The organism is Undibacterium sp. Ji50W, assembly GCF_049340445.1.
Taxonomy (GTDB): Bacteria; Pseudomonadota; Gammaproteobacteria; order Burkholderiales; family Burkholderiaceae_D; genus Undibacterium.
Genome location: NZ_JBMPOX010000001.1, coordinates 87,208 through 104,471, shown reverse-complemented (window position 1 = coordinate 104,471; position 17,264 = coordinate 87,208). Strand labels below are relative to the sequence as shown.

The following is a 17,264-nucleotide window of genomic DNA, read 5'->3' as shown; positions in this document are numbered from 1 at the left end:
AGGTGAACAACGTCGATCAGCCACCGGCAATCGTCATGTTCTCGATCAGGATGGAACCTGTCTGTTTGGTGCCTCTGATCAGGGTGTCGTTACCGATGGCAACAATCTGCTTGAACATGTCTGGCATATTGCCGGCGATGGTGATCTCTTCAACGGCGTACTGAATCACACCGTTTTCCACCCAGTAGCCAGAAGCGCCGCGCGAATAATCGCCGGTCACATAATTCACGCCCTGCCCCATCAGTTCAGTCACCAGCAAGCCACGCCCCATCTTTTTCAGCATAGCGACAAAATTATCCGAACGCTTGGTCAGCGATGATGTCATTGACAAATTATGCGAACCGCCAGCATTGCCGGTAGTCTGCATGCCCAGCTTGCGGGCTGAATAAGTGGACAGGAAATAGCCTTGCAATACCCCATTGCTGACGATGTGACGTTTCTGTGTTTTCACGCCTTCATCATCAAACGGTGAAGAACCGACCGCACCGATGACATGCGGGTCTTCCATCACCTGTATATGATCCGGGAAAATCTGGGTACCCAGCGAATCCAGCAAGAAAGTGGATTTGCGATACAGTGCGCCACCCGAAGTTGCCTGCACCAGCGAACCCAGCAAGCCAGCCGCCAGCGGTGCTTCAAACAAGACCGGGCATTTGCGGGTATCCAGCTTGCGTGCATTCAGCCTGGCCAGTGCCCGTTCAGCAGCATAACGCCCTATGGATTCAGGGTCGGCCAGTTTTTTTGCATTGCGCTGGGATGAATACCAGTCATCCCTTTGCATTTTTGCACCCTTGCCGGCAATCGGCGCAACAGAAATGGTATGGCGCGAAATCGGATAACCACCCATGAAACCGCGTGAATTGGCCGCCACAAAATGCGATTGCTGGGCATGCACGCTGGCACCCTCGCTATTCGTGATGCGCTTGTCCACCGCAAACGCGGCTGCTTCCGTGCGTTTTGCCAGTTCTATGGCTTCTTCGGCACTGATCAGCCATGGGTGGCACAGTTTCAGGTCACGTGGTGCCAATTCCAGCAATTCTGGCTCTGGCAAGCCGGCACAATCATCTTCTGCCGTAAAACGGGCGATATTGTAGGCAGCGTCGACCGAGTCACGCAGTGCCTGCTCGGAAAAATCCGAGGTACTGGCATTGCCGCGTCTTTGGCCGATATACACAGTGATACCGATGCCTTTGTCACGGTTTTGCTCTATGGTTTCCACCTTGCCCTTGCGGACACTGATGGACAGGCCACCGCCCTCACTGATCTCTACCGCAGCATCAGATGCCCCTTTTTCACGGGCAAAACGCAACATATCCTGCGCGATTTGTTTTAACTGGTCTTGGGAATGGGTGAAAACTGGTTTGCTCATAGATGGGGTTTCTGTGGGAAGCTAAACGAAAAAACTGCCATGGAATTACCGCAATAATACCCCCTTGCCAATGCAAAGCTTGCCCTGACGTGGGTGTTTTTGGGTATTTCCTAGCTAAAAGGGGTATCATAGCAGCCGTTTCATTAAGTTAATAGTAAAGGCGCAGAATTATGCCAAATCCAAATCGTGGCTCATGTGGCTACCAATCCAATGAGTTCGAGCCAGAATACGATCGTCCGTCCAAGTCACAATTAAAGCGCGAAATGACCGCCCTGCAAAAATTGGGGCAAGAACTGGTCGAACAAGCGCGTGAACGCGTCAAACGTGTCCCCATGCCAGAAGATGTGCGCGAAGCCATCCTGATTTGCCAACAAATCAAGGATCATGAAGGCCGCCGCCGTCAGATGCAGTACGTGGGCAAGAAGATGCGCACCCTGGATGAAGAAGAAGTCGCATTGATCCAGAGAACCATCGACAGCTGGAAAGGTGCCTCCAAATCGGAAACAGCCGCCATGCACGCGCTTGAACGTCAGCGCGAAAAACTGCTGGCCGACGACAATGTACTGACCGAGTTGCTGGCAGAAAATCCGCAACTGGATGTACAGCAATTGCGCACCCTGATACGCAATGCCCGCAAGGAACAGGCAGAAAACAAGCCGCCCAAGGCCTATCGCGAGATTTTCCAGATTTTGAAAGACCTGCAAAAATCCAAAGCTGGTGCCAAGGCGGATGATGCTGACGAGTCTGACGAAGAAGATGACGACGAGTACGATGACAGATAAGTCTGCAGATCAAAGCAAGCTGAAAATCGGCCTGGTCTCCATTTCAGACCGGGCTTCTGCCGGTATTTATCAGGACCAGGGCTTGCCAGCCTTGCAGGAATGGTTTGGCAAGGCAATGACTACCCCCTGGGATATGGTCACCCGCCTGATACCAGATGAACGTGCAGCGATAGAACAAGCCCTGATTGCCCTGGTGGATCAAGAAGAATGCCATCTGGTCATCACGACTGGTGGTACCGGCCCGTCCCGGCGTGATGTGACGCCAGAAGCCACACTCGCCGTTGCCACCAAGGAAATGCCAGGTTTTGGCGAACAGATGCGCCAGATCAGCCTGAAATTCGTGCCCACAGCGATTTTGTCACGGCAAGTCGCCGTCATACGTGAAACGGCTACCCATGCAGCCCTGATTCTGAATTTGCCAGGCCAGCCGAAATCCATCAAGGAAACCCTGGAAGGCTTGAAAGATGCTGACGGCATGCAACAGGTTGCCGGTATTTTTGCAGCCGTCCCGTATTGCATCGATTTGATCGGTGGCCCGTATATCGAAACCGATGATGCGGTCTGCAAGGCATTTCGGCCCAAGAACGCCCTGCGCCCTAAAAATCCGGCCTGAAGTCTGGTGGCACCTGCTCAACCGTAGCCATGGCAACGATACTCACCCACCCCATCATCCCGTTGACCTGCGGCCTGTTGCTTGGCCGCCAGCGTATTTCATGGCCATTGTTAATCCTGGGCATGTTGTGCGCCATCTTGCCAGATCTGGATGTCATCAGCTTCAAGCTGGGCATCGCCTATGAATCGGCATTTGGGCATAGAGGCTTCAGCCATTCGCTGCTGATGGCAGCACTGGTGGCGACTGTCGCCTGCGCTTTTCATACGCGCCTGGGCAGCCGCCGCATGCGGGTTTGGTTGTTTATCGCATTTGCCACCGCATCCCACGGCATGCTGGATGCCTTGACCACCGGTGGGCTGGGCGTGGAATTTTTCTGGCCGCTGAATGAAGAACGTTATTTCTTTCCCTGGCAATTCATCAAGGTATCGCCAATAGGCGTGAACCGTTTCCTGACTGCACGCGGCTGGCAAGTCATGCAATCTGAATTGTTGAGCGTATGGTTGCCCTGCACCTTGTTACTGCTCGCAGTAAAATCTGTCACTTATTTTAATTTTTCCAGAAAACCATCATGACACAAGACATTCTAGAAACGATAGAAATAGAAAGCAGCCCCAACCCCACAGTCGCTGTCATCTGGATGCATGGCCTGGGTGCCGATGCCAATGATTTTGTGCCCATCGTCAGGGAACTGGATTTGAGTGGCAACCCCGGCATCCGCTTTGTCTTCCCGAACGCACCGACCATGCCGGTGACCATCAATGGCGGGTATGTGATGCGTTCCTGGTATGACATACTGGGCACTGACATCGCCAGACGTGAAGATGAAAAGGGTCTGCGCGTATCGCAAAAACGCATAGAACAATTGATCGCCCGCGAAAATGCACGCGGCATTCCATCGGAACGCATCTTGCTGGCAGGCTTCTCGCAAGGCTGCGCCATGACCTTGCAAACCGGCTTGCGTTACCATGAAAAACTGGGTGGCCTGCTGTGCCTGTCCGGTTATGTTCCCTTGCGTGACCTGATTGCCGCTGAACGCCATGCGGCCAACCAGGATACGCCTATCTTCCAGGCCCATGGCCGCTCCGACCCTGTCATCCAGATACAACGCGCCGAAGAATCACGCGATCTGCTGAAGCAACTGGGATACCAGGTTGAATGGCATGAATACATGATGCCGCATTCCGTCTGCCCGGAAGAAGTGGACGATATCAGCCTGTGGCTGAAGAAGGTTTTGCAGGGCTGATCTGAAAGTCTGATGTTAGCTACATCAAACAGTTATCCAGGTATGGCTGAGGGTTTGAGTCAGCAGGGTTTTGCCCTGTTGCCCGGCTTTCTCAACCCGGCTGAACTATGGCAACTGGAACAGGCCTGCCAACCCATCGCCCATGACTATGGCGTGCGGCTGGTCTTGCAAACCCATCCGGCTATCGCGCTTGCCCTACCGTGGCAGAAAATACAGGCAGTATTACTGGCGGCCGGCATGCCGAATGCAAAGCCGGTACGCAGCCTGTTCTTCAACAAAAATGCGGAACACAACTGGCTGGTGCCCTGGCATCAGGACATGACGATTTGTGTGAGCCAGAAAATGGATGCGCCCGCTTACGCAAAATGGACGTTAAAAAATGGCGTGCATCATGTCGAGCCGCCAGCAAATGTATTGGAAAGCATGTTGACCCTGCGCATCGCCCTTGACGCAGCCAACCATGACAATGCCGCCCTGAAAGTGATAGCCGGCAGCCATCGCCACGGCAAACTGCAAGGTGCACAGGTAGATGCCTATATTGAGAATTCCGCGCAAACCGATGTGCAGGTCTGCGCCATGCAGGCGGGGGATGTCTTGCTGATGAAACCACTGCTATTACATGCATCGGACAAGGCCAATCATGCCAGCCAGCGCCGGGTTTTGCACCTGGAATTCAGCGCCGCCATGCTGCCCACGCCCATGCAATGGGCAGAAGCAGCGAATACCGTGACGGTCTGAATTTAAGAAAAGTCTTTCAAGGTTTCCAGGTCAATCTGCACCGAAGCATCACCGGCAGACATCCAGATTTGCCCATCCTGTATCGTGCATTGCAATTGCATATTGCGCTGGGCGAGTTTTTCCAATGCCTGGCTTTGCTCTGAAGGCACATTCATGACACGCAAATTCTTGGCGCGATCGAGACGGCTGTTCATTGCCTTCCACCAGATATCACTGGCGCTGGCAAAGCTGTAGACGATGACTTGTTCTGAACGACCACAGGCTTTCAGCAAACGCCTGTCGTCCGGCTGGCCAACTTCTACCCACAATTGTATGGCATCGGTGTAATCCTTGAGCCAGATATCGGGTTCTTCGGTATCAGATATACCCTTACCGAATTCCAGGCGTTCTGCCGCATGGATGGCAAAGGCCAGCACACGTATCATCATGCGTTCATCGGTTTCGGATGGATGGCGGGCGATCGTCAGGCTATGGTCGGCATAATAGCCACGGTCCATGTCTGAGATATTCAGGTCGGCCTTGTAAATGATGGATTTGAGTGCCATTACTTGAACACCACCGTCTTGTGGCCATTCAATAAAATGCGATGTTCCACAAAGCATTTGACGGCACGCGCCAGCACCACGCATTCCACATCACGACCGATGGCGGTCAGGGTTTCCGGTTCCATGGAATGATCGACACGCTCTACATCCTGTTCAATGATAGGTCCTTCATCCAGGTCACCAGTCACAAAGTGCGCGGTAGCGCCTATCAGTTTGACGCCACGCTCATGCGCCTGGTAGTAAGGCTTGGCACCCTTGAAGCTGGGCAGGAAGGAATGATGGATATTGATCGCCTTACCCTTCAGCGCATCGCATAACTGCGGCGACAGTATCTGCATATAACGCGCCAGCACCACCAGTTCAATATCATTGGCAGCAACGATATCCAATACTTTTTGTTCCTGCGCACGCTTTGCTTCTGCCGGTGCACCGGCTGCCAGCGGCAGGTGGTGGAAAGGAATGTTATAGCTGGCCGCCAACTGATAAAAATCAGTGTGGTTGGACACGATGGCCTTGATCTCTACCGGCAACAAGCCACTTTTGTAGCGGAACAGCAAATCATTCAGGCAATGGCCGATCTTGGATACCATCAACATCACCCGTGGCTTGTGATGTGCATCATGCAATTGCCAGTTCATTTGCATGCTGCCACCGAGCACGGCAAAGTCGTCCCTCAACGCGCCATCACTGACCGCTGTGTCTTCCACGGCGAAATGCACGCGCATGAAAAAGGTGGCCGACTGCGCATCACCAAACTGGGCCGAGTCAATAATATTGCAGCCATGATGGGCCAGGAAACCCGATACGCTATGCACAATGCCGCGTTGATCGGGACAGGATAAAGTCAGGATGTATTCTGGTCGTATGCTCATGATTTCAGTGGTAAGGCCCGGATATATAGCTACCTGGGGCCGGAAACAAATTAAATTCGCTAAACTACTATTAAAGCTTAAAGATTAACCGTCTATTGTCGCATGATCGGCGGCATAATTCATAGAACCTGCTTTCAATTAAATAATCACAAAAAAAAGCACGTTCGTTCTAATTCATGTATAGTCACTCTTCTGACACCCCCATTTTGATTCAGACGCATTCAGATGCGTTCAAACATATTCAAACGCAAACCGCACCAACATCAAGGAGACAGCATGAGCACACTCAGCAACCAGCAATACCGCCTCGCCGCCCGTCCGGTAGGCAACCCCAAGCATAGTGACTGGAACTTCACCACAGAAACCGTACGCGACATCACCGACGGTGAAATTGTCGTACAGACCATTTATATCTCGCTGGACCCGGCCATGCGTGGCTGGATGAATGAAGGCAAATCCTATATCCGCCCGGTCGCCATCAATGAAGTCATGCGCGCCGGTGGCATAGGCAAGGTGGTGGCATCCAAATCCCCCAAATTTTCGGTGGGCGATTATGTATCCGGTGGTACGGGTGTGCAGCAATACTGGGTAGGTGCAGCCGATGACAAAACGGCTGGCTTTTATAAGGTCAGCCCTAAGCTGGCGCCCTTGCCAAAATTCATGAATGCCCTGGGCATGCCTGGCATGACGGCCTATTTCGGCTTGCTGGATGTGGGTCAACCCAAGGCAGGTGAAACCGTGGTGGTATCCGGTGCCGCTGGTGCCGTTGGCCAGACCGTGGGCCAGGTCGCCAAGCAAAAGGGTTGCCGGGTGGTTGGTATCGCTGGCGGCAAGGATAAATGCGATTTCGTTGTCAATGAACTGGGCTTTGATGCCTGCATCGATTACAAGACCGGCTCGGTCAAAGATGGCCTGAAAGAACATTGCCCGAATGGCGTTGACATCTACTTTGATAATGTCGGCGGCGATATCCTTGATACCGTACTGACCCGTATCAACCTGAAGGCACGCATCATTATCTGTGGCGCGATCTCCCAGTACAACAACACGACACCGGTCAAGGGCCCGGCCAATTACCTGTCACTGCTGGTCAACCGCGCCCGCATGGAAGGTATCGTCGTGTTTGATTACGCCGCCCGTTACGGCGAAGCCGTGGCTGAAATGGGTAAATGGATGGCCGAAGGCAAGTTCCAGACACGTGAAGACATTGTCAAGGGTATAGAAACCTTCCCAGATACGCTGATGATGCTGTTTGAAGGTAAAAATTTCGGCAAACTGATCTTGCAGGTCAGCGAAGAATAAGCACGCTGCCTGATTGGTCGCACATTAGCCGCACAACAGAAAAGCAGTCATGATGACTGCTTTTTTGCTTTGGCTGAATCCATCACCAGCAGCATCACCGTCACCACCATCACTTCAGCCAGGGCTTTAACCAGGACAAACCTTCCGACGTACCTGCACGTGGGCGGTATTCGCAACCTATCCAGCCTTCATAGCCCAACTCATCCAGCAGGCCAAACAGGTAGGGGTAATTGACTTCCCCCTGATCCGGCTCTTGCCGGTCTGGCACACCGGCAATCTGCACATGGCCAATACCGGCATGCTGGAGTGACATATCCCGGCGCAGCTTGGTGGCGACATCGCCTTCGACAATCTGGCAATGGTAAATATCAAACTGCACACGCAAGTTTTCTACCCCGGCTTCCTGGCAAATTTCCTGCGCTTCGTCTTGGCGGTTTAAAAAATAGCCCGGTATATCACGGGTATTAATGGGTTCAATCACGATGGTGATGCCATCCCTGTCAGCCAGCAAGGCCGCATAGGCCAAATTGCGCAGATACACGGCGCGGTGCTTTGCCCTGTCTTGCTCTGGCTGTATCAGCCCGGCCATCACATGCAGAGTACGGTTACCCAGGGCGCGGGCATAATCCAGCGCCTGATCAAAACCCAGCTTGAACTCTTCTTCACGTCCGGGTATCGACGCCATGCCACGTTCACCCGCTGCCCAGTTACCCGGCGGGGTATTGAACAATACCTGTGTCAAACCGTTGTCCTGCAATAGCTTTTGCAAGTCCTGCACCGGATAGTCATAGGGAAACAGGTATTCCACTGCCTTGAAACCATCTTTCGCTGCAGCAGCAAAGCGCTCGGTAAAAGCTAATTCGGTATACATCATGCTGAGATTGGCAGCAAAACGTGGCATTTTTGGCTCCTTATCTTTTTGCGTAACGTTGCGCCATCACGGCACATACCATCAACTGTAATTGATGGAACAGCATCAATGGTAATAAGACCATACCTACGGCATGGCTGGCAAATAAAACTTTGGCCATGGGCACACCGCTGGCAAGGCTTTTCTTGGAGCCGCAAAACACGATGGTGATCTCATCTTCCTTGCTGAAGCCGAAACGGCGACTGATAAACATGGTCAGCCCCATGATGATAGCCAGCATCAGTCCGCTGACGGCCAGCAGGCTCAATAGCATCAGCGGCGGCAATTGTTGCCACAAGCCCTGTACCACCGCCTCGCTGAAGGCGACATACACCACCAGCAAGATTGAACTTTGGTCCACCATTTTCAATATGCCTGCATATTTTTCCAGCCAGGCCTGCAACAGCGGGCGCATCAGTTGGCCGGCAACGAATGGCAGCAATAACTGATAAACAATTTTCAGCATGGCATCAATGGAGGAATGACTTTCGCCATGCGCCACCACCACCAGGCTGACCAGCAAAGGGGTAATGAAGATGCCCAGCATATTGCTGGCCGACGCACTGCACACCGCTGCCGGCACATTGCCGCGTGCCACCGAGGTAAATGCGATGGATGACTGCACGGTAGAAGGCAGGACGCACAAAAACAGAATGCCGACATATAGCTCAGGTGTCAGCAAGGGTAACAGCAACGGTTTCAGGCTCAAGCCCATCAAGGGGAAAACAGCAAAGGTGAATATCATGACCAGCACATGCAGGCGCCAGTGGGTAAGGCCGGCCAGCACAGCCTGGCGTGATAATTTGGCACCGTGCATAAAAAACAGCAAGGCAATCATGCCCGTCGCCAGATGATCAAAACCTGTTGCGACGAGCCCTCTGGCAGGAAAAAGACTGGCCAAAGCCACAACACTGAACAACAACAAGGTCATGTTGTCGGGTAAAAAACGAGGTCGCTTCATGATGGATGCGAAAATTCGGATAAAAGGTTTAAGTTTGATGCCTTGATTGTACTTGAATAATGCATGCCGGCATGGAGGTATGGCAACACAGGGCCAGCAAAACACAGCCGATTGCTTTTATCTGGCTTGACACTACATTAATGACGCTACAATACGGCCCCACACTGGCATCTGCCTTGCAGGCCAGACGAACACCCACCAGTAACCTGATAAAAAGCTTATGACCAATTCTTCCGCCCTGCATTTTCGACCGGCTACTGCTGACGATGTCAGCACCATCATGCGCATACGTCTGGAAGTAAAAGAAAATACCCTGTCCAACCCCAACATCATCACGCGCCAGATGTGCCTGGATTATCTGGATACCCTTGGTCGTGGCTGGGTGGCAGAACTGGATGGTGAAATCCAGGGCTTTTCATACGCCGCCCATGAAGATAGCAGCATCTGGGCCTTGTTTGTCGCGCCCGGGCATGAGGGCAAAGGCATGGGCAAGGTCTTGTTGAAGCTGGCAGTCGATTATCTGTTCGGGCTGGGCAACCAGGAAGTCAAACTGGGTACCTCCCCCGACACCCGTGCCGACCGCTTTTATGCGGCCCAGGGTTGGAAGCGGGGCGAAATGAAGAGTGCGACCGAGGTCGCGTATACATTAAGCAAGCGTTCTTAAGCCTCGGCAAACAGCATCACACAGAAATAGTTGGGACCACAGCTGGAACCAGAGCTGGAACCACAGCCGGCAAATAGATATCGCAAAACTCCGTCGGCATGCGGCGTGCGCGGCCACTGCTCAATTCTATGCAGACCAGGTCCCAGCGACCCCGAAGTACGGTGGCACCGTCACTATCGCGTATCAGTTGAAAACGCCGGTCCATGGTGAGTTTGCCATCACTGGCAAACAGCCAGGTGGCCAGCGTCATTGATTCACCCAGCAAGCTTGGCAATACATAATCATATTCGCCACGCCGTATCGCCATGGCCCTGTCCAGCCTGTGGTAATCAGCCAGGTTCAGGCCCAGGGCTTCTGAATGCCCCCACGCGACTTCTTCACACCAGCGCACATACACGGCATTGTTGGTGTGGTTCAGCCCATCGATATCACTGCCTTGCGGTGTAACAGGCCGCGTGAACGGCTGCGGATAATCCCAGATCATTAAACCACTCATATATATAGGGGGAGGTAGAGAGGATAAAAAAAGCCGATAGCTAAAACAGGTTTAAAGCAGGTCAATCACAAACCCAGCTCTTGCCAGATCTGATCTACCTTCGCCTTCACTTCTGGCGTCATCTGTATGGTGCTACCCCATTCGCGGCTGGTTTCACCCGGCCATTTATTGGTCGCATCTATGCCCATCTTGCTGCCCAGGCCACTGACCGGAGAGGCAAAATCAAGATAATCGATGGGCGTATTATCTACCAGGGTGGTATCACGCAAGGGGTCGACGCGGGTGGTAATCGCCCAGATGACTTCTTTCCAGTCACGGATATTGACATCTTCATCCACCACCACGATGAACTTGGTATACATGAACTGGCGCAAAAAGCTCCAGACACCAAACATGACCCGCTTGGCATGGCCGGCATAGGCTTTTTTCATCTGCACCACGGCCATGCGATAACTACAGCCTTCCGGCGGCAAATAGAAATCTGTAATTTCGCTGAACTGCTTTTGCAGCAAAGGGATGAAGACTTCATTCAGCGCCACACCCAGCACCGCTGGTTCATCTGGCGGCTTACCTGTATAGGTAGAGTGATAAATGGGATCACGCCGCATGGTAATGCGGTCTATAGTAAACACAGGGAACCAGTCTTGCTCATTGTAATAGCCGGTATGGTCGCCATACGGGCCTTCCAGCGCATGTTCATAACCGCTGGGATGATTGGCATCTGGATAGATATGCCCTTCCAGCACAATTTCTGCCGATGCCGGCACGCGCAATTCGCTACCTATGGCTTTGACCAGCTCGGTACGGCTGCCACGCAAGAGGCCGGCGAACTGGTATTCAGACAAACTGTCGGGCACTGGCGTCACTGCACCTAATATAGTAGCCGGGTCGGCCCCCAGGGCAACCGCGATGGGATAAGGCTGGCCTTTATTGACGATGCCATGCTCACGAAAATCCAGTGCGCCGCCACGATGGGCAAGCCAGCGCATGATGACTTTATTGCGTCCCAGGACCTGTTGTCTATATATACCCAGGTTTTGCCGTTTCTTGTTCGGACCTTTGGTAATCACCAGCCCCCAGGTAATCAAGGGCGCGATATCACCGGGCCAGCAATGCTGTATCGGTAAACGCGCAAGATCAACATCATTGCCTTCCCAGACGATTTCCTGGCATTTGGCACCGCGTAATTCTTTGGGTGACATATCCCAGACGGCCTTGACCAGTGAACCCAGGCCCAGTATTTCCTTGAACCCTTTGGGTGGTTCTGGTTCTTTCAGGGCAGACAGTACATGCCCTATCTGACGCAATTCACTCAGGCTTTCTGCCCCCATGCCAAGCGCGACACGGCGTGTGGTACCGAACAGATTGCCCAGCACTGGTATGGTATGACCTGTAGGTTTGCTGAATAAAAGAGCAGGACCTTCGGCCCGCAAAGTGCGGTCGCAAATTTCTGTCATCTCCAGATAAGGTGAAACTGGCAGGTCGACCCGCTTAAGTTCGTTTTTTTCTTGCAATTGAGAAATAAAATCTCTCAAATCAGAATATTTCATGATTTTTCGCTTTTTTGTATCTTTACACTAGGAACACTAGCATTTTCAGGCAAGTGCTTGATTTTATTGAACTTTGCTGCGATGCAGCACGTTTCATCAGACATAAAAGTAATTAAAATTCGTTTTGATAGTGTTGACTTGATATAAAACCGCCCCTACAATTCGCCCAACTTGATGAAGAGGTTAATGACTTCCGCCACTTTCGATACGAAGAAAGTTTCGCCAAACGGTAACATCATTCAAGGGGATCGGGCCCCACATAACATTGTAAGGATTGTTTTCAAAAGGCGTCTGCCTTATCCCGAAAATAGTTGTTTGTCACTGGACACACCATGAACAGGTCCGACTGACCTGGTTTGACAAACAGCTCCGGCGTCTTGCGATCACACACTGTGACGAGGACGATGTTTCTGATTCGCGGAAGTAGCTTTTTACGTTTGGCTTTTAAGTAAGTTGAATGACTCATCGCGGAGATTCAGGAGGTAACATGTTTCAACGTTTTATTTTAGCAGTACAAAGAAGCAGTATCGCTTCCACCGACAAGCGCCAGACGCTGTCCCTGGTAGCACGTGACACTACAAATGGTTTTATGACTATCGTTCGTCAATTGTTCATGATGTCTGGCGTTATTGCCATGTCAGCATTGGCGATGATGTTTATCAAACCGGAACTGACTGACAAATTCAAAGACCTGTCCCCCTATGCCGAAGCAGAAGAGGAAGAGACAGCAACACCAGTACCTGCCCCCAATCTTGCAGCCTTGATGCATGCACCGGGCCAGGCAGGCAGCAACCCGTATAAGCAGGCCGGTTTGTCTGAAGAAGACTCCAAAATGCTGGGTAACCAACGTCAACAACAATGGGTCACCAACTGGCTGGCAAAACGCTATCACATTGCCAACGATGCCACCAATATGCTGGTATCTGCCGCTTATCTGACGGCCAAGGAAATCAAGCTTGATCCTTTGCTGATTCTGTCTGTTATGGCGATAGAATCCGGCCTGAATCCGTTTGCGGAAAGCCCGGTTGGTGCACAAGGCCTGATGCAGGTCATGTCCAAGGTTCACCATGACAAGTTCCAGGAAATGGGTGGCGTCAAAGCTGCCCTGAACCCGGTCGCCAACATCAAGGTAGGCGCCCTGATCCTGAAAGACTATGTCACCCGTGGAGGTTCTGTCGAAGCAGGCCTGAAGATGTATGTCGGCGCAGCCGATGCAGAAAATGACTCTGGCTACGGTTCTCGCGTCTTGAATGAGTACAAACGCCTGAAAGACGTTTCTGCTGGCAAGAACGTGCCTACCTTCTTCAGCCCACCGGCTCCGGTAGCCCGTCCGGTGGAAGCAGCAGCCAAACCGGAAGCAGCCGAAGTCAAAGCACCGGTGGAAGCGAAAAAAGACCAGATCGCCACGCTGTAATCCTGTCAGGATATAGTGCAGCACCTCTCTTCAAGTATAAGAATGCCGTCAGTAGGAAAATACTGGCGGCATTTTTATTTGTGCTATCCTCCCCGCGCTACTTTTTGACCAGGAACTTCTTCAGACGCCGGACTGCCTCCTCCAGGTTTTCCAGAGAATTGGCATACGAAATCCTGACATGGGTATGTGCAGTTGCCGGACCAAAATCCAGGCCGGGCACGATCACCACCCCGGCCTCATTCAACACCTGCCGCGCAAACGCGTCTGCATCGTCAGAAAAAGCCGAGCAATCTGCATAGACATAAAATGCACCATCCGGGGTAACTGGTATGCCAAAACCCAGTTCACGCAAGGCAGGCACGATATAGTCACGCCTGCGCTTGAATTCTGCCTTGCGTTCTTCATATACCGCGATGGTGGCTGCTTCAAAACAGGCCAGTGCCGCATATTGGGCAACCGATGAGGGGCAGATGAACAGGTTCTGCGCGAGTTTTTCCAGCTGCGGCACAATTCTTTCCGGCACCACCAGCCAACCCAGACGCCAGCCTGTCATGTTGAAATACTTGCTGAAGCTGTTGATGACCACCACATCATCATCTAGCGACAGGGCAGAAAACGGTGCTTCGTCATAGGACAGGCGCTGGTAGATTTCATCGACGATGGTAAAGCCGCCCAGTTGCTTGACGGCCGCCACGATTTTCTTCAACTCGGCATGTGCGATTGAGGTGCCGGTAGGATTGGATGGCGATGCCAGCAAGACACCGCTGCTTTGCGCATCCCAATGCTGACGTACGATGGCTTCCGTCAACTGGAAGCGATGTTCTGCCCCGCTGGCGATTAATTTGGCCTTGCCTTCAAAGGCTGCCACGAAATGGCGGTTACACGGATAGCAGGGGTCAGGCATCAGCACTTCCCTGCCCGGCTCTACCAGGGCAGCACAAGCCAGTAACAAGGCGGCAGAAGCACCGGCAGTCACAATAATGCGGCCGGTCGGCACTTCAATGCCATAGGTGCGCAGGTAATCATCGGCAATTGCCTGGCGCAGGGCTGGTAAACCCAGGGCCGAAGTATATTGCAGGCGACCATCTGCCATGGCTTTGGTGGCTGCATCAATGACCGGCTGCGGTGCGGTAAAGTCTGGCTCGCCTATTCCCATATGGATGAGATGGCGTCCCCCGGCTTCCAGCGCCGCTGCCATTTTCATGAGTTCCATCACGTGGAAAGGGGCAATATTGTCGAGCCTGGAGGCAAGATGATTGTGCATGCAGTATCCTGAAAAAACGGGCTAAAAAACTTGTTGAAGCATAGTTATATAGGGCTTACGCAAAATTGTCCCAGCAAGGCGTCAGCGACGAAGACAGTACTTTAGTACGGCTAGGAGCTGCAACACAGCTGGGGTAGTTTTGCGTAAGCCCTGTTATAAAAAAACCGTCTTATTTTCAAAAAATAAGACGGCATTCACTCTATACAATAGTACTTTCGCGCTATTTGCCGGCAGCCACCTCGGTAGCACGCAATTTGGCAGCAACCTTGTCCAGCACGCCGTTCACATATTTATGACCATCCAGGCCACCAAATGATTTGGTCAGTTCTACCGCTTCATTGATGACGACGCGATAAGGGATTTCAATGTGGTTCTTCAACTCATAAGTACCAATCAGCAAGGCCGCATGTTCAATCGGTGACAGTTCGGCAATACTGCGGTCGATCAGGGGCGCGATTTCTTCACGCAGGGCGATGGATTGTTTGATCGCGCCATGCAGCAGGGAATCAAAATGCTCTCTGTCAGCCTTGTCAAACCCGTGGGCTTCACGGATATGGGCTTCAATTGAACCCGAGTCTTCATTGTTCAACAACCATTGATACAGGCCTTGCAAGGCAAATTCGCGCGCACGATGACGTGGCGAGCGGGTCTTGCTTGGATTGGCATGTGGGGATTTAGTATTCATATCTTCTCTTACATTTTTTAAAGCTGGGGTGATCGTTGCAAGAACGATCAGGCATCATAGTGCACGTCTTCCGTGGCTTCTGCCAGTTCTTCCAGTGCCAGGGTAAGGTTGGCCATTTCTACGGCAACGCGGGCGGCGTCACGACCTTTTTCTTGCATGCGAACTTCTGCCTGCTCATCGTTTTCGGTGGTCAGGATGGCATTCGCAATCGGGATACCGGCATCCAGGCCAACGCGGGTAATGCCAGCGCCGGATTCATTCGATACCAGTTCAAAGTGATAAGTTTCACCGCGGATGACGGCACCCAGGGCGATCAGGGCGTCAAACTGGTTGGTTTCTGCCAGTTTTTGCAGGGCCAGCGGCACTTCCAGTGCGCCTGGTACGGTCACATGCAGGATGTCTTCATTTAACACGCCCAGCAATGACAGTTCAGCCAGGCAGGCATCCAGCAAACCCTTGCCGACGTTTTCATTGAAGCGCGCCTGTACGATACCGACGCGTACACCTGCACCATCCAGATTTGCTTCGTAATGTCCTACTGTCATGATGTTCTTTCTTGCGCTGCTGCGCTTGATAATTGAATTGAATTGATATGGGGATGAGGACAGCATATCAGGCCGGCAGCTCAGCCGCCGGTCTTTCGCTCCCATCACTGTTTGTCAGAGCAAGGCTTGTCCAAATAACCAACAACTTCCAGATTAAATCCTGTCATGGATGGCATTTTTCGTGGATTGGCCAGCAATTTCATCTTGCCGACACCCACATCCTTCAAAATCTGTGCACCGATACCGTAATTGCGCAAATCCATGCGGGCCGCACGACTTACCGGTTTGGCTTCTGGCGTATCGAGCGCCTTGAACTGGTCAAACATCTGTTCTGCAGTTTCTTCGCAATTGAGCAGGACGATCACGCCGGAATCCGATTTCTTGATGGCGGCCATGGCTGCTGCCACATTCCAGGAATGCGTGGTGGCCTGGCTTTCCAGCAAATCGAGTATGGATACTGGCTGGTGCACACGCACCAGGGCTGCTTTTTCATGGGTGATATCGCCATGCACCAGGGCCAGATGGGCCGAGCCGCTAGGCTTGTCACGGTAGACCAAGGCCTTGAAAGTGCCATGCACGGTATGCATTTCACGTTCGGCAACACGGTCAACAATGCTTTCTGTCTGGCTGCGATAATGGATAAGATCGGCAATGGTGCCGATTTTCATCGCATGTTCACGGGCGAATTCTATCAGGTCAGGCAGACGGGCCATGGTGCCGTCATCCTTCATGATTTCGCAAATCACGGATGCCGGTGTCAGGCCAGCCAGTTCTGCCAGATCACAGCCAGCCTCGGTATGCCCGGCACGCATGAGGACACCACCTCTTTGCGCCTTCAGCGGGAAAATATGACCAGGCTGGACAATATCGGCCGCAGTAGATTTTTTATCAACGGCAACTTGCACGGTACGGGCGCGGTCTGCTGCCGAGATACCAGTGGTGACACCCTCTGCCGCTTCGATGGACACGGTGAAATTGGTACCAAACGACGTGCCATTGCGGCTGGTCATCATGGCCAGGTTCAATTGCTCGCAACGTTCTTCTGTCAAAGTCAGGCAAATCAGGCCACGGCCAAACCTGGCCATGAAGTTGATGGCTTCTGGGGTAACAAATTCGGCAGCCATAATCAGGTCGCCTTCGTTTTCACGATCTTCTTCATCAACCAGTATCACCATGCGGCCAGCGCGCAATTCGGCAACGATTTCCTGGGTAGTAGACATGCTCATAGGGGGAATATCCTGAACCGGGCCACCAACGCAAGCACAGAAGCATTTTGCGTCGTACCACGGATTTTTCAGTGCAAATGAATGA

19 protein-coding genes are annotated in these 17,264 nt (G+C 52.4%); 8 read left to right on the top strand and 11 right to left on the bottom strand.

The window, feature by feature from the left end:
* Window positions 1-16: 16 nt before the first annotated feature.
* Window positions 17-1,369 carry a metalloprotease PmbA gene (pmbA, locus tag ACO0K9_RS00525; protein ID WP_422980722.1) on the bottom strand — a complete coding sequence of 451 codons (1,353 nt, stop codon included), beginning with the start codon at window positions 1,367-1,369 and terminating at the stop codon, window positions 17-19.
* Between the two features lie 170 nt (window positions 1,370-1,539).
* Here pmbA and yjgA point away from each other — a divergent pair, with 170 nt between their 5' ends.
* Genes yjgA through ACO0K9_RS00500 form a run of 5 tightly spaced genes read left to right on the top strand, consistent with a single transcriptional unit; the run spans window position 1,540 to window position 4,745 of the window.
* Window positions 1,540-2,151 (top strand): ribosome biogenesis factor YjgA, encoded by a 612-nt coding sequence (yjgA, locus tag ACO0K9_RS00520; protein WP_422980721.1) that lies wholly within the window; start codon window positions 1,540-1,542, stop codon window positions 2,149-2,151.
* Window positions 2,141-2,764 (top strand): molybdopterin adenylyltransferase, encoded by a 624-nt coding sequence (gene mog, locus ACO0K9_RS00515; protein ID WP_422980720.1) that lies wholly within the window; start codon window positions 2,141-2,143, stop codon window positions 2,762-2,764. Before yjgA ends, mog begins: the two co-directional genes overlap by 11 nt.
* Window positions 2,765-2,793: 29 nt before the next feature.
* Window positions 2,794-3,336 (top strand): metal-dependent hydrolase, encoded by a 543-nt coding sequence (locus tag ACO0K9_RS00510; RefSeq protein WP_422980719.1) that lies wholly within the window; start codon window positions 2,794-2,796, stop codon window positions 3,334-3,336.
* Window positions 3,333-4,007, top strand: a complete 675-nt coding sequence (locus tag ACO0K9_RS00505) for an alpha/beta hydrolase (protein ID WP_422980718.1) — start codon at window positions 3,333-3,335, stop codon at window positions 4,005-4,007. The genes ACO0K9_RS00510 and ACO0K9_RS00505 overlap by 4 nt, the downstream gene beginning before the upstream one ends.
* 12 nt (window positions 4,008-4,019) lie before the next feature.
* Window positions 4,020-4,745: a phytanoyl-CoA dioxygenase family protein gene (locus tag ACO0K9_RS00500; protein ID WP_422980717.1), complete on the top strand. Its 726-nt coding sequence runs from the start codon at window positions 4,020-4,022 to the stop codon at window positions 4,743-4,745.
* A gap of 2 nt (window positions 4,746-4,747) precedes the next feature.
* Here the strand turns inward: ACO0K9_RS00500 and ACO0K9_RS00495 are convergent, their stop codons facing one another.
* Together ACO0K9_RS00495 and purU are read right to left on the bottom strand one after the other, a co-directional pair.
* Window positions 4,748-5,290, bottom strand: a complete 543-nt coding sequence (locus ACO0K9_RS00495; protein WP_422980716.1) for a YaeQ family protein — start codon at window positions 5,288-5,290, stop codon at window positions 4,748-4,750.
* On the bottom strand, window positions 5,290-6,162 hold the full coding sequence (gene purU / locus ACO0K9_RS00490) for a formyltetrahydrofolate deformylase (protein ID WP_422980715.1): 873 nt from the start codon (window positions 6,160-6,162) through the stop codon (window positions 5,290-5,292). Before purU ends, ACO0K9_RS00495 begins: the two co-directional genes overlap by 1 nt.
* 276 nt (window positions 6,163-6,438) lie before the next feature.
* Here purU and ACO0K9_RS00485 point away from each other — a divergent pair, with 276 nt between their 5' ends.
* Entirely contained in the window at window positions 6,439-7,464 is a 1,026-nt protein-coding gene (locus ACO0K9_RS00485) for an NADP-dependent oxidoreductase (RefSeq protein ID WP_422980714.1), read from the top strand.
* Window positions 7,465-7,573: 109 nt separating this feature from the next.
* Here ACO0K9_RS00485 and otnI read toward each other — a convergent pair whose 3' ends face one another.
* Together otnI and ACO0K9_RS00475 are read right to left on the bottom strand one after the other, a co-directional pair.
* Window positions 7,574-8,365 (bottom strand): 2-oxo-tetronate isomerase, encoded by a 792-nt coding sequence (otnI, locus tag ACO0K9_RS00480; RefSeq protein ID WP_422980713.1) that lies wholly within the window; start codon window positions 8,363-8,365, stop codon window positions 7,574-7,576.
* Between the two features lie 10 nt (window positions 8,366-8,375).
* Complete coding sequence (locus ACO0K9_RS00475) at window positions 8,376-9,335, bottom strand: bile acid:sodium symporter family protein (RefSeq protein ID WP_422980712.1); 960 nt, start codon at window positions 9,333-9,335, stop codon at window positions 8,376-8,378.
* 220 nt (window positions 9,336-9,555) lie between these two features.
* Between ACO0K9_RS00475 and ACO0K9_RS00470 the strand changes: the two genes are divergently transcribed.
* Window positions 9,556-9,999, top strand: a complete 444-nt coding sequence (locus ACO0K9_RS00470) for a GNAT family N-acetyltransferase (protein WP_422980711.1) — start codon at window positions 9,556-9,558, stop codon at window positions 9,997-9,999.
* Window positions 10,000-10,015: 16 nt separating this feature from the next.
* Here ACO0K9_RS00470 and ACO0K9_RS00465 read toward each other — a convergent pair whose 3' ends face one another.
* Both ACO0K9_RS00465 and ubiD read right to left on the bottom strand, forming a co-directional pair.
* Window positions 10,016-10,495 (bottom strand): acyl-CoA thioesterase, encoded by a 480-nt coding sequence (locus tag ACO0K9_RS00465; RefSeq protein ID WP_422980710.1) that lies wholly within the window; start codon window positions 10,493-10,495, stop codon window positions 10,016-10,018.
* A 65-nt stretch (window positions 10,496-10,560) separates the two neighbouring features.
* Complete coding sequence (gene ubiD / locus ACO0K9_RS00460; RefSeq protein WP_422980709.1) at window positions 10,561-12,045, bottom strand: 4-hydroxy-3-polyprenylbenzoate decarboxylase; 1,485 nt, start codon at window positions 12,043-12,045, stop codon at window positions 10,561-10,563.
* 487 nt (window positions 12,046-12,532) lie between these two features.
* Between ubiD and ACO0K9_RS00455 the strand changes: the two genes are divergently transcribed.
* The gene (locus ACO0K9_RS00455) at window positions 12,533-13,459 is read left to right on the top strand and encodes a transglycosylase SLT domain-containing protein (protein WP_422980708.1); all 927 of its coding nucleotides are present in this window, start codon (window positions 12,533-12,535) and stop codon (window positions 13,457-13,459) included.
* 97 nt (window positions 13,460-13,556) lie between these two features.
* On the opposite strand, the gene ACO0K9_RS00450 is transcribed toward ACO0K9_RS00455, so the two are convergent.
* From ACO0K9_RS00450 to ribBA, 4 genes are all read right to left on the bottom strand, one after another.
* The gene (locus tag ACO0K9_RS00450) at window positions 13,557-14,723 is read right to left on the bottom strand and encodes a pyridoxal phosphate-dependent aminotransferase (protein WP_422980707.1); all 1,167 of its coding nucleotides are present in this window, start codon (window positions 14,721-14,723) and stop codon (window positions 13,557-13,559) included.
* A gap of 220 nt (window positions 14,724-14,943) precedes the next feature.
* Window positions 14,944-15,408 carry a transcription antitermination factor NusB gene (gene nusB / locus ACO0K9_RS00445; protein WP_422980706.1) on the bottom strand — a complete coding sequence of 155 codons (465 nt, stop codon included), beginning with the start codon at window positions 15,406-15,408 and terminating at the stop codon, window positions 14,944-14,946.
* Window positions 15,409-15,455: 47 nt separating this feature from the next.
* Entirely contained in the window at window positions 15,456-15,953 is a 498-nt protein-coding gene (gene ribH, locus ACO0K9_RS00440; protein WP_186945612.1) for a 6,7-dimethyl-8-ribityllumazine synthase, read from the bottom strand.
* A gap of 104 nt (window positions 15,954-16,057) precedes the next feature.
* The gene (gene ribBA / locus ACO0K9_RS00435; RefSeq protein ID WP_422980705.1) at window positions 16,058-17,179 is read right to left on the bottom strand and encodes a bifunctional 3,4-dihydroxy-2-butanone-4-phosphate synthase/GTP cyclohydrolase II; all 1,122 of its coding nucleotides are present in this window, start codon (window positions 17,177-17,179) and stop codon (window positions 16,058-16,060) included.
* Between the last annotated feature and the right edge of the window lie 85 nt (window positions 17,180-17,264).